Below are 14,003 nucleotides of genomic sequence, written 5' to 3' on the forward strand. Positions count from 1 at the left end.
ACGCGGCCGACCGCCCGGCTCACCCGCGGCTGGCGTCGATACGGGTTACCCGGCGACGGACGATTCCTTCTCAGGCGGCAGTTGTTCCGCGGGAGAAGCATGCTTGCCGAGGCTGCCGGCTTCGTCCACGTCGTGCCGATAGCGGTGCACGTCTCGCGTGACGAAGCCGATTTCCCGGCTCGGAATCTCGAACCACTCCGGGAGTCCGAACGAACGGCGAATATCCTCGAGACCGCTCGCCCAATGCTCGCGCATCGTGTCCTTGCTGAACTCATAGTCCTTGTAGTGCCCCTCGAACGTCTTGTTCTTGTAGATCAGGTGCACCACGTTCACGGCACTGCCATCCGCCGTTTTCTGAGCTTCCCGCAGCAGCGGGTGGGCAAGCCGCACGTGTTCCGGAATGTGTTCGAGCAGCGCCTTGATCATCTGCGCATGTTTCTGGTTCTGCGACATGAACGCGGTGATCGCGCGCGTGCGGCTCGAATACTGAATGTCCTTGGTGCGTTCGCTGACATCGAGGAAGTTGCCCGGCAACTTGCCGCGCGAGCTCCACAGATCGAGCTGGAAGACGAGCGTGTCCTTGTGCTGGCTTTCGCGGATGATCTCGGTGAGCGGCGTATTGGAAACGAGGCCACCGTCCCAGTAGAACTCGCCATCGATCTCGACGGCCGGAAAGCCCGGCGGCAGCGCGCCGGACGCGATGAAATGCTCCGGCGCCAGGCGCATTTTCGTATTGTCGAAATAGACGAGATTGCCCGTTCGCACATTGACCGCTCCGACGGAAACGCGAATGTTTCCGTCGTTGATGCGGTCGAAGTTGGCGTACCGCAGGAGCGTTTCACGCAACGCCGACGTGTCGTAGTAGCTGACCTGATCGGGACGCTTTGCGCCGAATCCGGCGAAAGGCACGTGCGTGCGCGGCGAGAAGAATCCGTTCTGGCCTTCCATCAGCGTTCGCGTGGCGGCCCACGCGCTCGACCACCTGCGCCCCACGTCGGCAAGCCCGGGCCACGCCGACATGGACGCGCCGACGTGAGCGAGCGTATCGCCCGGCTGACTGATGGTGTTCCAGAAGCCGCGGAGTGCATCCGTGCGGTCCGCCGGCGCATTGCCGGCGATGATCGCCGTATTCAGCGCGCCGATCGATATGCCGGCGATTCGCGTCGGCTCCACGCCGACTTCGGCCATGCCTTCATACACGCCGGCCTGATAGGAGCCGAGTGCGCCGCCACCCTGCAGCACGAGTCCGATTTCGTCATACGCGGGCAGCTTGATGCGATGGGGCTGCTTCAGCTTGTTACGCTGGCTCGAATACATGGTGTTCTCCTTACTGCATGAACCAGCCGTGGCTGACGACGATCGATTGTCCGGTGAGCGCGTTCGACTCGAAGCCGGCCAGGAACGCAACCGTGTGCGCGACATCGGCCGCCGACGTGAATTCGCCGTCGACGGTCTCTCTCAACATCACGTCCTTGACGACCTGCTGTTCGGAGATGCCCAGCGCTTTCGCCTGCTCCGGAATCTGCTTGTCGACCAGCGGCGTCCTGACGAAGCCCGGGCACACGACATTGGCGCGTACGCCGCGTGGCCCGCCTTCCTTCGCGACGACGCGCGCGAGACCGAGCAGCCCGTGCTTCGCGGTCACGTAGGCGGACTTCAGCGGCGAGGCCTCGTGCGAATGCACCGAGCCCATGTAGATCACCGTGCCGCCCTTGTTCGACGCGTACATGTGCCTGATGACGGCACGCGTCGTCAGGAATGCACCGTCCAGGTGAATGGCCAGCATCTTCTTCCAGTCGGAAAATGCGTAGTCCTCGATCCGGTTGACGATCTGGATGCCGGCGTTCGACACGAGCACGTCGATTCCGCCCAGCCGGTTCACCGTTTCGGCCATGCCCGCATCGACGGCTTCCTCGCTGGTGACGTCCATCGCGATCGCCAATGCCTTCCCTCCGCTCGCGACGATGTCGTCCGCAACCTTGCGCGCGGCCGCGAGGTTCAGATCGGCGATCACGACCGTGGCGCCGTCCGCTGCTAGCTTGCGTGCGCACAGATCGCCGATACCGCTTGCCGCGCCCGTCACGAGCGCGACCTTGTCATTCAGTGCCATACGTCCTCCGGAGGTTTACTGGTTGACCGCGAGCTTCAGCGACGCGGCGGGGGCGAGGTAGTCATGGGCCACTTCGCCGATATCGAGTGTGAGATGTGCGATGACGTGGCGCGCGCCGATCACCTTGCGAACCGGCAGGTCGGCAACCGACGCGAGCGCATGCGGATGCAGTTCGAGCGCGGCAGGCCCCTCCCATGCGCCGATCACGTCGACATCGCGTAGGAAGAAGCGCACCAGTTCGCAGATGCGCGCGGTGCCGTCGACGTGCGGAATGACCTTGAGCAGATAGTTGGGCGTGCCGGCGAGCTTGCGGCGCTCGGCTTCCGTGTCGAGCGCGCGGTACTTGTAACCCATCGTTCCGGTGGCGATGCGCTGCGTGCCGTAGTCGAGCGTGCCGAGCAGCGTGTCCTTGCCGTCGACGCAGAGCCGCGGCGACGCCAGTTTCTTGGGAAATCCCCAGATTTCCCGTCCGGCGGCGATGGGGCCTTCGTCGTCGAGGTACATCGCATGCGTGAAATTGGCTCGCGTGCCGTCCTCGTCAAGAACGGAGATCACCTGACCGCTTTCGGTGTAGTCACCGAATCCCGACGAATCGGGCATCCGGATGAACTCGTAATGGACGACGGCCTGGTCGACCGTCAGAGGTTCCGGGACGACGGCCCGGAGGGCGTCCATGTCCGTCTCGTACGAGATGATGAAATACTCCCGATTGACGAAGCGGAAAGGCGGACGCGGATACGCCGGGTTGTGCACGGGCATCGCGAATGCGTTGCTGCGGATATCTTCTTCTGTCACGGATCGTTCCTCGGTTGATGAGGTGCTGGGTCACACCCATGGCAACAGCCTTGGCTGCCGCGGCCAATGACGCGCGACGACGCGACGCGGCGCAGACGGCCGCGCGGGTCGCACGTTGCACTTGCGGTGTCGTGTCCGTTTCCCGGAGGGGATCGGGCATGCATGCACGGCCACCGTCATCGCCAAGCGTAGGCGATGTGCTCGTGCGGCAGTAGCGTCGCGACGGACCTCATCATGTTGTCTCGGCGACAACAATCGACGAAGGGAGGATGGCGAAACGAAAGACGTGTGACGCGCTACAGCGCGATGATGGTGCGGCTCGACGGATCGCGCGCATGTTCACCGAGCATCGCTTTCAGATCGCGCTCGATCGTGCTGCACAGCGTTGAAATGGGCACATCGTTGGCGCCGCCTTCGAACGGGTTCTCCGTGCTTTCGCCAACCTGCTCGAGCGAGGTGTACATCCAGGAAACGGCGACGCTGCACGGCACGACCAGCCAGACCATGTTGCCGTGCATGAAACCGCTGACGCTATCGTTCAACCGGTTGAATTCGTTCAGAAGACCGAACGGAAGCGACAGGCAGAAGAACCGGACGAACAGGGAGCTGACGGTCGCATACTGACGCGGGTAGGGAAAGTTCTTGAAGCGTTCCGATCTTGCCTGGAGATCGATGAAATCGCCGACGGTTTTCTGAAGCTCCATGTAAAAGTTCGAATTCAGATGCCCGGCCATGTGAAGCGTCCGGAGCGAAGTGCCCTGCAGGCTCAGCACGAACGTTGCGATGCAAGCCGAGGAGAGCGACTGTTCCGTTTCGGTCGAGGAGAGGTACTTCGGCAACAATTCGCTGATGTCCTTTTCCCACTCCGGAACACGATAGAACCGGCGGTACTCTGCGTTGTAGCGTTTGTTCGTGCTTTCCCAGATGCGCGGGCGGCGCAGGTCGTAGCGCAGCGCGGTCAGCCACGCCAGGTGGCGATCGACGAGTGTTCGGGCGATCTCGTCATCGGTGACGAAGTCGCGGACGAATTGGCCCCAGCGCCGGCTCGTGCTCAGGATATCCGTCCAGATGTCCAGCGCGTCCATTGCGCGGTTGTAGGTTTGAACGTTCTTGAAGCCGACGATGAACGACGTGGCAGTTCCGAGCAGAACCACGATCGTCAGGGGGATCGACAGCCACGTAACGGAGAAAAACTTGTACAGGACAACCGGAACGGAACCGAAAACGAGCAGCTCGTAAATTTTCCAGCGCGTCCAGATCAGGAACTCCGACAGTTTGTACGATTTCCCCATGTGCATTTTATTTGCCTCATCGTTGAGTCAGGTGGGTGACGAAGACGGCGTTCGAGTCGCGTGCGATCGTTCGTCGACATCATGCCCGCGATCGATCAGTGCGGCGTGTGATGGATTGGTGCCGAAGCGGCAACATCGTGAGCACGACTGCGGATCTACTGCGCAATGCCGTGTCGACCTAGGATGACTTCGCGCGGCGAGTTGCCGCCATCGACATCAACCGAGGGCAATGATCATGTCGCAGAAGATCCTGATAGTGGGTGCCGGTTTTGCCGGCGTGTGGGGCGCACTGGGCGCGGCGCGCGTGCTGGATGGTGCCGGTGTGACGAGTGGCGACGTCGAGATCACGTTGATCTCCCCGAAACCGGAACTGCAGATCCGGCCGCGGCTGTACGAAAGCGAGCCGCAGCGGATGGCCGCACCGTTGCTGCCGCTGCTCGATGCGGTCGGCGTGAAGTTTCTCGAAGGCAGCGTCGAGGAGATTTCCGTCCGCGAGAAGACGGTCAGTGTCGCGTGCGCCAACGGCCAGCGACGTCTGCTCGCGTATGACAGGCTGTTGTTGACCAGCGGCAGCAGGTTGGGCAAGCCGCCGGTGCCGGGGCTCGCGGAACACGCGTTTTCGGTCGATCGCATCGAGGACGCCGTCGCGCTCGACGACCACTTCGCGGCGCTCGCGAAACTGCCGGAATCGCCGGCACGCAATACGGTCGCGGTGGTCGGCTGCGGTTTTACGGGTATCGAGGTTGCCACCGAGTTGCCCAAGCGCTTGCGCGAGTGGTTCGGCCCGCAGACGAAAGGGCGTGTCGTCGTGATCGGCGCGCAGGACGACATCGGTCCCGATCTCGGCCCGAATCCTCGGCCGTATGTCGCCGAAGCATTCGCGTCGCTCGGCGTCGAGGCCGTGCTCGGATCGCGCGTCGTGTCGGTCGCGGCCGACGGCGTTCGTACCGCGTCGGGCATGCACATCGAGGCGATGACCGTGATCTGGGCGGGCGGAATGCTTGCGAGCCCGCTGACGTCGCAAGTCTCGTCGCACCTGGATCCGCTCGGGCGCGTCGAGGTCACACCGGATCTTCGCGTGGCGGAAGCGCCGCACGTATTCGTCGCGGGAGACGTGGCGCGGGCACGCAGCGACGATGACGGGCACTATGCATTGATGTCATGCCAGCACGCGATCGTGATGGGGCAATTCGGCGGGCACAACGTCGCGGCGGATCTGATCGGCGTGCCGACACTGGAATACCGGCAGCCGTTCTATGCGACATGCGTCGACCTGGGCGATTGGGGCGCCGTGTACTCGGAAGGCTGGGATCGGCAGATCAAACTGACGCATGCCGAAGGAAAGGCGCGCAAGCAGATGATCAACACGCAATGGATCTATCCGCCGGCACCGAATCGTGCCGAGGCACTGGCGGCCGGTAACCCGCAGGCGTCGTTCGATTGACCGGTCGCCCCCCGCGCGCGCGTCGCGAGATGCGCGGCGGGGGCATGCCGCTGCGGCAACGAACGCCGTCGGCGGACGACGCGCTGTCGCGGCGCGACAGGCGCCGGGTCAGTCGACGACGGTCACGATATTGACGGTGCCTTGCCGTGCCATCTTCGCATATGGGCACAAGCGTTCCGCGGTTCGAACCATTTCTTCCGCGACGTTTCGATCGACGCCCGGCATCCGTACCCGAACGTCGATGAGCAACGCATAGCCGCCGTCCATGGGATCGCGGCCGAATGAAACCTGCACTTCCACGGCGGTATCGGGGGTATCCATATCGGCGCGTTTCTCGAGCAGATTGAGCGCGCCGTGGAAGCACGCGGCGAAGCCGGCCGCGAACAACTGCTCCGGATTGGTCCCGTTGCCGGGCCCGCCAAACTCGGTGGGCAGGCGCAAGTCGACGGCGAGATTTCCGTCGTCCGAGCGGACGACGCCGGATGCGCGGCCGTGTCCCGTCTCGCCACCGGACACGGTGACGGTCGTGGTGTAAAGCGGTTGAAAATCCCGGCCTCGATACCTGTCGAGGAGGGAAAGCGGCGGGGCTTGCAGCTTGTTGTCATCCATGATGCGTGCTCGAATTCAGCGACACGCTTCGACCTCGGTCATTCGATCGTCGAAACGTCTTGCGAAGGGGCCGGAACGCCGGGGCAAGTAGCGTCGTCAAGGAATGACGGGCACGGAGGATCGTCCGAGGAATGCGGCAATCTTCCGGTGCAGCCCGATTCCCGGTTCGTCTACGGGAGAAAGACGCTTCCATGCTAGAGGCGCGCGCGGGATGGCGGTATGGCCGTTCCGGGCGATTGTATGTTTCCCGTTGGACACCAATCGGGAACGCGGCACGAATTTCAATCAGGCGCCCGGCGGCAGCGGTTGCCGGCACGCAAGGCCGCACGCGATTGGTGCACGCCGCGCGTCAGCGGCCCAGGCACGCGCGCAGCGCTCGTGCGTGACGTTGCGCTTCGTCCGCGTCGGCGATGTTCGCGAACCCGATGATGAGGCCGCGTGGCGTTTGCTGCGTGTGGCTGTTCGTGTACCAGATCGACAGCGGCAGGACCGCGAGCCCGGCTTCGCGGGCGCGCGCGGCGACGGTGACATCGTCGACCGGCCCCTCGGGCCCCGCCGTGAACCGTACCGCGAACTGGATGCCGCCAGGCGGCAGGTCGACGATCAGCCGCTTGCCGAACGCCTGCCGCAATGCGTGCACGATCAGCGTGCGGCGCTCGCCATACAGCGTGCGCATGCGCTTCAGGTGCCGGGCGAAGTGACCCTGTTCGATGAAATCCGCCAGGGCCGCCTGCAGGAGCGCCGGCGAGCCTGCGTTCATGCTGCAGGCCACGCGTTCGACACGCTCCACCGCACGCTCCGGCACGACTGCGTACGCGAGCCGCAAGCCGGGATACATCGCCTTGCTGAACGTACTGCAATAGATCACGCGATCGCGCCGGTCGAGACTCTTCAGCGCCTGCAGCGGGCGGCCCAGATAGCGGAACTCGCTGTCGTAGTCGTCCTCGACGATCCACCCGGACGTCTTTTCGGCCCAGTCCAGCAGCGCGATGCGGCGGGACAGCGACAGCGTATGCCCGAGGGGGCTCTGATGCGACGGCGTCACGAGCGCGAAGCGCGCATGCGCGTCCAGCTGCAGGCCGCGCTCGACGTCGATTCCCTCGGCATCCACCGGCACCGGGACGAGGTGCACGCCCGTCTCGGAGAGGAAACTGCGTGCGAGCAGATAGCCGGGGTCCTCGAACCAGACGCGGTCGTTCGGACGCGCGAGGCTGCGCAGCACGAGTTCCAGCGTGGCGCGGTAGCCGCTGGTGATGAACACCTGTTCCGGCACGCAGGTGACGCCGCGCGACAGCCCCAGATAGGTGGCGATGTGTTCGCGCAGCGGCCTGTAACCGGCCGGATTCGGGTAGCCCAGCAGCGCACGATCCCCGCTGCGCGCGCGCAGCGACACGAGGCGGTGCCAGACCTTGCGCGGAAAGGCGTCGAGGGCAGGGACCCCGGGCTGCAACGGGCGCGGCTCGCCGCTCATCGCGACAGCGATCGGTTGCGCGCGCCGCGGAGGCGGGCTGTCGCGCGACATGCCCGGTACCTGAAGCACGTCGACGCTGTCGACGTGCGCCGCCGATTCGTCGTCATGCGCGGGGGTCGCCCGCGGCAGCGATTTCGGCAAGGACGGCGAGACGAACGTGCCTGCCGCGCCGCGCATTTGAAGATATCCCTCGTCGACCAGGATCGTGTAAGCCTGTTCGACGGTGCCGCGCGCCGTGTTCAATTGCGTCGCCAGACCGCGTAACGCCGGCACGCGATCGCCCGGACGCAGGTGGCCCGCGGCGATCGCGGTTCTGAACCGCTCACAGATCTGCAGATAGATCGGCAACTGATGCTGCCGGTCGATTTCGATGGTCAGCATGGAGGATTGCGCAGACATGACGGCCTCGTGGGCAACGGAACAGACACGGCATGGACCAGTCCGATCGACGATTCTTGGCACTGATGGATAGGACATGATTCTTCCACAATTGCTCCACGCGATGCGACGGTCATCACCGCCTTCACCGGATCCGGCACCCGTCATGTCCCCTCGCATTCACATGCAATCCATTCGTCAGGAGATTTTGCGATGAAGATCGTTGTCATCGGCGGTTCGGGCCTGATCGGTTCGCGTGTCGTCACGCTGCTCGAGGAAGCGGGCCATCGGGCGGTTGCCGCATCGCCGCGCACCGGTGTCAATACCATCACGGGCGAGGGCCTGACCGACGCATTGGCGGACGCGGACGTGGTCGTGGACGTGGCGAACGCACCGTCATGGGAACCGCAGGCGGTCCTGGATTTCTTCCGCACGTCGGCACGCAATCTCGGCAAGGCCGAAGTGGCCGCGGGCGTGCGCCATCACGTCGCGCTGTCGATCGTCGGTTGCGACCGGATGCCTGAGAACGGCTATTTCGCGGCCAAGGTCGCGCAGGAGCAGGCGATCGAGGCGGCGGGCGTACCGTACACGATCGTGCGCGCGACGCAATTCATGGAATTCATCGGCGGCATCGCGGATTTCGGCACGGTTGACGGCACCGTGCGCATCGGCGACGGACTGTTCCAGCCGATCGCCGCGGAAGACGTGTCGGCACTCGTCGCGCAGGCCGCGCTCGCCGGGCCGCAGAACGGCACGATCGAGATCGCGGGCCCGGATCGCGCGCCGTTCGCGGAGATCGTCGCGCGCTACCTGAAGTCGGTCGGCGACACGCGCGCGGTGGTGACCGATCGCGACGCCCGCTACTACGGCGGCCGCGTCGAGGAAACGTCGCTGGTGCCGCTCGGGGACGCGCGGCTGGGCCGCATCGGTCTCGACCAGTGGCTGGCAAGAAGCTGATTCACGTTCGCACGTATGCGATACGCCGGCGCATGCCGGCGACGAGTCGATCCGTGTGAGCAGCACGTGTGGGGGCAGCGGAAATGAATCATTCGGAACCATCGGAACACGGCGCGCGTCGCGACCTGGCCAGTCGCGCCGATGCACTGTCGGCGAGCTTCGGTGCGAGCTATGCAGGCATCCTTGCATTCGTTGCCGTGGCGAGCGAGGGGAGTTTCACCAAGGCCGCCGAACTGCTCGGCGTCGGGCGGCCGGCCGTGAGCCGGAACGTCCAGAAGCTGGAGGCGCAGCTGAGCACGCGGCTGTTCCAGCGGACCACGCGCACGACCGAGCTGACTTGCGAGGGCCGGCGCTTCTTCGAGAATTGCCATCAGGGCGTGGCGCAGATCGTCGAAGCCATGAACGATATGCTGGAATTGCGGCAGGGGCCGCCGCGCGGCCTCATCCGCATCAGCTCGGCAGTGGGATTCGGCAGGAAGATCGTGGCGCCGCTGCTGGAAAAGTTCGCGCACGCCTATCCGGACATCATCATCGATCTGCTGCTCGACGACCGGCCCGTCGATCTGGTGTCCGAGCGGATCGACGTGTCGTTCCGTAACGGCCGCATCGAGGACTCCAGCATCATCGCCCGGCAACTGATTCCGATGCAGATGGCGCTCTGCGCGGCGCCGTCGTATGTGGCGAGGCACGGTCTCCCGCAGAGCGTCGAGGACCTCGACCGGCACGAGTGCATCAATTTCCGGTTTGCGAGCGGGCGCCTGTTCGAATGGGAGTTCAACGTGGGCGGCCGCGTGCAGAAGTACCTGCCGACGTCGCGCCTCACGTTCAACGACGCGGATCTGGTGTTGCGTTCGGTGCTGAACGGATCGGGCATCGCGCAGATGGCGGGCTACCAGATCCGCGACCATCTCGCGTCGAACGAACTCGTCGTCGCGCTGGCGAAGCACGTGCCGGAGGATCGCGGTCACTACATCTGCTATCTGAGCCGGCAACACCTTCCGACGCGCATCCGGATCTTCGTCGACTTCATGACCGAGCAGATTCGCGCGCTCGATCTGAACTGCATGACGCGGTTCAATCCGGAAGTGCCGGTGTTGTCGTCGGCCGCGTCGGCCGCGTCGGCCGCGTCGGCGGGGCTGGCGGCTTGACGCAGCTCCACGCGCGTTCGTCCGCAATCCAGTCGCCGAACAGCTGGATCTTGTGTTGCTGTTCGGTTCCGCCCGGATACACGAAGTAATAGCCCATCCCCGTCGGCAACGAGATGTCGAACGGCATCACGAGCCGGTGTGCCGCCACGCTCTCGTCCACCAGCGTCCTGTCGCCCCCAGGGGCGTCGACGTCGTCTCCAAGGACGCACGCCCCCTGTTCAGACTGAATTCCGCCACCGGCCTTATTTGCGTCGCGCGTTCTCGTCCAGGCGTCGCTTCAGTAGCTTCGGTACGCGGACCTGGTGTGATGCCAGGCCCACGTACCGCTGATTCGATCGGTCATGCGCGCGTGCGGATATCCCGCGTTGCCGAACCAGACCAGCCGCCGGTATGCCCGGCTCGGCCTGCAAGCGAGCCCGCGACGGTCAGTGCAGCTCGCCGAAGCGCGGATCGATATACGCGTCGACGTCCTGCGACTGTTTGTACACGGCATTGCGCACGTTGAACGCATTCGCGTTGCGGGTCGACCCGTAGATCGAGTCGAGCCCGTCGCCCTTGCGGAACGCTTGCTTCGCGGCCGCCGCGTCGAGCAGGTGGGTGCCTTTCAGCAGCGGGAGATATTGCGCGGGCGTGAGGCCCACGCGTGCCGACATGATCTTCACCGCATCGGCCTGCGTCTTCGGGTCGTTGATATAGGCGACACAGCGATACCAGACCTTGACCACCTTCGCCCAGTCGGCCCGACGCGCGGCGAGGCTCGCCGGCGCGACCGTGATCGCATCGTAGATCAGCCCCGGCGCATCCGCCGACGTGAAGATTGCCCGTGCGCCGGGTGCGCGCTTCAACGCCTCGCCCGCGTTCGGCTGCCATGCGGCCACCGCGGCGATGTCGGTCGACGAACCGAGCACCTGCGGCAGTTCGTTCGTCTTCGCATTCACGAGCGTGACGTCGCCGTCCTTGAGCCCGTGCTTCTGCAGCGCGGTTTCGAGCAGCAGGTGATCGACGAGGCCAAGCTCGACGCCGACCTTCTTGCCCTTCAGGCCTTCGACGGTGCGCAGCGGCGGCTTCGCGACGATCATGTCGTTGCCGGCCGAATAGTCGGTCAACAGGATCATGACGTTCTTCGCGCCGGCCGCGCCGGTGACGAGCGCATCGCCGTTGGTCGCCGCGACCGCGTCGAGCTTGCCGGCGGAAAACGCGTCGAGCGAGGCCGAATAATCGAACCATTCGAAGTCGACGTCGACGCCGGCTTCCTTGAACCAGCCCTTGTCGAGCGCGACCTGGAACGCGACCCAGCCCGGCCAGTCGCTGTAGCCGATTTTCAGCGGCGCCGCCGCGTGCACGGCGGGCGCTGCCAGCAGCGCGGCTGCCGCGACGGCGGCGCCGAATGCGTGACGGATTGGACGGAAGAAATGGAAGAAGCGGAGGGACGGCAGGCGGCGGAACGCCAGGGCGGGACGGGTCATCGTTGTTCTCCAGGAGACCGGGATCGGGATCGTCGATTCGGACCGTGCCTGTGCACGGTCCGGCCGCGTGGCCGGTTCCTGCGGATGCGGAACGAGAAGCGGCCACGGAGAGGCGCGACGGCCGTTGCCATCGCCAATCTCCCGGGCTTTTGTCCCGCCGTGTAGCGCGCGTGCATCCGGTCTCGCGATCGGACGAACCCGCGCCGGGCTGCTCTCGGACCAGACGTTCGATGAACCGGAACCCTAGCACCCCTAAGATGCGACGCCGCCGCACCTCTCGGCATCATGCCGAGCGAGAAGCGTGCCAATGACGCGCGGCAACGCGATTCAACGGCGGCGGACGGTGCGCTGAAGTTCGATGAAGCGGGCGGAGAACAGCGCGCTCAATGCGCGCCGGAGCAGGTCGAGCTTGTTCATGAAGAGTGGGGTATCGAGTGAGGATGCACCTGTTCAGCAATGCCCATGCCATCGCGGATCGCGCGGTGCGCGCGTGCGCGATGCGCACTGCGCCGGTGCGCGATCGCGTGCGCATGGTGCGTCGCACGCCCGCCGCGAGGGCAAGCCGCCGCCGCCGATGCGTGCATGCCGTGCGTCATCGGGCCGTCGTGCCGCGTCGTGCGGTGATTGCGCGGCGGCTGGCACGCAACTCGCTTTATCGACCCCCGAGAGGTGCGAAGCAATTTGCATCATCTTCAGGATCGCTAGGGTTCCGGTCGTGCGGCGTTCGCGCCGCGCGATGACTGGTCCGAGAGCAATCCGGTCTTGCCTTCGCCTCGATTCGAGGAAACGGCGAGGCTCCACGGAGGGATAAAAGCCCGGGAGGTCGCGATGTCGTTCGGTCGCCCTCTCACGCCTTTTGTCCAACCGACCACGGAGCCGCCATGTCGCCGAGCCCCCAAGCCGTCCCTATCCTTGTGCCACCGCCACACGTCGCGTGGGAAACGCTGATCCCCGCAGGAACCCACTGGTCCGGCATCCTGCGCCGCGGCCTCGCACTGCGCATCGTCGATGTCGACGGCGGCGCGAACCTGTCCGCCGTCTTTCATCGCCAGGAAGATCCGCTCGAACGCTACAACATGGCCGACACGCTGAAGGCGCAGCACACCGCGCACCTCACGTGCGGCCATGCGCTGTATACGGACATGGGGCGCGTGATCGCGTCGATCACGGCCGACACGCTCGGCTGGCACGACCCGCTCGGCGGTGTCGGCGATGCGCGGTTGTTCGCGCACAAGTACGGCACGACCTCATACCAGGCCGATCGCAACGCGATGATCCGCAACGGTCGCGACAGCCTCGTGCTCGAGCTCGCGAAATACGGGCTGTCGGCGCGCGATCTCGCCGCGAACGTCAACTTCTTCAGCAGGCTCGACGCGCGCGACGACGGCACGCTCGATTTCATCGCCGGCCACTCGCCGGCCGGCAGCGCGCTCGACCTGCGCTTCGAGATGAACACGCTGGCGGCGTTCTCGACCGCGCCGCATCCGCTCGATCCGCGTGCGGACTACGCACCGAAGCCCGTGAAGTTGATCGCGTACCGCGCGTATCCGGCGGACGGCGCCGCGCCCGAGGACGACCCGTGCCGCCGCGCATGCGCGGAGAACATGCGCGGCTTCGCCAACACCGACCGCCTGTTCGCGTAAGGAGCCCTTCAATGCCGATCATCGAAAGCCGTCTCCACCCGCGCGACGCGATCCACGACACCACGCTGAAAGCCGGCGAACCGTGGCTGCACGACCTGAAACGCGGACAGGTCTTCCGCATCCTCGACCTGGAAGGCAACCAGGCGGTCGACACGTTGTTCTATCGCACCGACGACATCGAGGAGCGCTACAGCGCGCAGGACACGATTCGCGCGCAGCGCAACCTGTACCTGAGCGCGGGCAGCGTGCTGCTGTCCAGCCGGGGCAACCCGATGGTGACGATCGTCGCCGATACCTGCGGCCGCCACGACACGCTCGGCGGCGCGTGTGCGGCCGAGAGCAACACCGTGCGCTATGCGCTCGACAAGCGTTACATGCACAACTGCCGCGACAGCTTCCTCAACGCGATTGCGCACTGCACGTGCGGCGCGGGCACGCGGCTCGGCAAGCGCGACCTCGTCGGCAACGTCAACTTCTTCATGAACGTGCCAGTGACGCCGCTCGGCGGGCTCACGTTCGAGGACGGCATTTCCGCGCCCGGCAAGTACGTGGAGATGCGCGCGGAGATGGACGTCACAGTGCTGATCTCGAACTGCCCGCAACTCAACAATCCGTGCAACGGCTACAACCCGACGCCCGTGCGCCTCACGATCTGGGAGGCTCAATGAACTACACCCACGCTCACGCTCG

General features: G+C 65.2%; 12 protein-coding genes and 2 riboswitches. Of the genes, 5 read left to right on the forward strand and 7 right to left on the reverse strand.

Going from position 1 to position 14,003, the window contains the following annotated elements:
- Positions 1-45: 45 nt before the first annotated feature.
- From ACT2FV_RS11995 to ACT2FV_RS12010, 4 genes are all read right to left on the reverse strand, one after another.
- Positions 46-1,317, reverse strand: coding sequence for a DUF3734 domain-containing protein (locus ACT2FV_RS11995; protein ID WP_444503960.1), 1,272 nt, complete (start codon positions 1,315-1,317; stop codon positions 46-48).
- 10 nt (positions 1,318-1,327) lie between these two features.
- Positions 1,328-2,110: a 3-hydroxybutyrate dehydrogenase gene (locus ACT2FV_RS12000; protein ID WP_124902551.1), complete on the reverse strand. Its 783-nt coding sequence runs from the start codon at positions 2,108-2,110 to the stop codon at positions 1,328-1,330.
- Positions 2,111-2,125: 15 nt separating this feature from the next.
- On the reverse strand, positions 2,126-2,905 hold the full coding sequence (locus tag ACT2FV_RS12005) for an acetoacetate decarboxylase (RefSeq protein ID WP_124627218.1): 780 nt from the start codon (positions 2,903-2,905) through the stop codon (positions 2,126-2,128).
- 296 nt (positions 2,906-3,201) lie between these two features.
- Positions 3,202-4,203 (reverse strand): bestrophin family protein, encoded by a 1,002-nt coding sequence (locus tag ACT2FV_RS12010; protein WP_226117199.1) that lies wholly within the window; start codon positions 4,201-4,203, stop codon positions 3,202-3,204.
- 229 nt (positions 4,204-4,432) lie between these two features.
- Here ACT2FV_RS12010 and ACT2FV_RS12015 point away from each other — a divergent pair, with 229 nt between their 5' ends.
- Positions 4,433-5,641: an NAD(P)/FAD-dependent oxidoreductase gene (locus tag ACT2FV_RS12015; protein ID WP_444503961.1), complete on the forward strand. Its 1,209-nt coding sequence runs from the start codon at positions 4,433-4,435 to the stop codon at positions 5,639-5,641.
- Between the two features lie 108 nt (positions 5,642-5,749).
- Here ACT2FV_RS12015 and ACT2FV_RS12020 read toward each other — a convergent pair whose 3' ends face one another.
- Entirely contained in the window at positions 5,750-6,250 is a 501-nt protein-coding gene (locus ACT2FV_RS12020) for an Ohr family peroxiredoxin (RefSeq protein WP_059606215.1), read from the reverse strand.
- Between the two features lie 349 nt (positions 6,251-6,599).
- The gene (pdxR, locus tag ACT2FV_RS12025) at positions 6,600-8,120 is read right to left on the reverse strand and encodes a MocR-like pyridoxine biosynthesis transcription factor PdxR (protein ID WP_124627210.1); all 1,521 of its coding nucleotides are present in this window, start codon (positions 8,118-8,120) and stop codon (positions 6,600-6,602) included.
- Between the two features lie 192 nt (positions 8,121-8,312).
- On the opposite strand from pdxR, the gene ACT2FV_RS12030 reads away from it, so the two are divergent.
- Together ACT2FV_RS12030 and ACT2FV_RS12035 are read left to right on the forward strand one after the other, a co-directional pair.
- On the forward strand, positions 8,313-9,056 hold the full coding sequence (locus tag ACT2FV_RS12030) for an SDR family oxidoreductase (RefSeq protein WP_444503962.1): 744 nt from the start codon (positions 8,313-8,315) through the stop codon (positions 9,054-9,056).
- A gap of 83 nt (positions 9,057-9,139) precedes the next feature.
- Entirely contained in the window at positions 9,140-10,204 is a 1,065-nt protein-coding gene (locus tag ACT2FV_RS12035) for a LysR family transcriptional regulator (RefSeq protein ID WP_444503963.1), read from the forward strand.
- 425 nt (positions 10,205-10,629) lie between these two features.
- Here ACT2FV_RS12035 and ACT2FV_RS12040 read toward each other — a convergent pair whose 3' ends face one another.
- Complete coding sequence (locus ACT2FV_RS12040) at positions 10,630-11,670, reverse strand: ABC transporter substrate-binding protein (protein ID WP_444503964.1); 1,041 nt, start codon at positions 11,668-11,670, stop codon at positions 10,630-10,632.
- A gap of 136 nt (positions 11,671-11,806) precedes the next feature.
- Positions 11,807-11,928: riboswitch (guanidine-I (ykkC/yxkD leader) on the reverse strand.
- A 432-nt stretch (positions 11,929-12,360) separates the two neighbouring features.
- Positions 12,361-12,494: riboswitch (guanidine-I (ykkC/yxkD leader) on the forward strand.
- 57 nt (positions 12,495-12,551) lie between these two features.
- Between ACT2FV_RS12040 and ACT2FV_RS12045 the strand changes: the two genes are divergently transcribed.
- Together ACT2FV_RS12045 and ACT2FV_RS12050 are read left to right on the forward strand one after the other, a co-directional pair.
- Positions 12,552-13,313, forward strand: a complete 762-nt coding sequence (locus ACT2FV_RS12045) for an urea amidolyase associated protein UAAP1 (protein WP_444503965.1) — start codon at positions 12,552-12,554, stop codon at positions 13,311-13,313.
- An 11-nt stretch (positions 13,314-13,324) separates the two neighbouring features.
- The gene (locus tag ACT2FV_RS12050; RefSeq protein WP_151047463.1) at positions 13,325-13,981 is read left to right on the forward strand and encodes an urea amidolyase associated protein UAAP2; all 657 of its coding nucleotides are present in this window, start codon (positions 13,325-13,327) and stop codon (positions 13,979-13,981) included.
- Positions 13,982-14,003: the final 22 nt, after the last annotated feature.

The sequence above is a fragment of the Burkholderia sp. PR2 genome, assembly GCF_052372875.1.
Classification (GTDB): Bacteria; Pseudomonadota; Gammaproteobacteria; order Burkholderiales; family Burkholderiaceae; genus Burkholderia; species Burkholderia diffusa.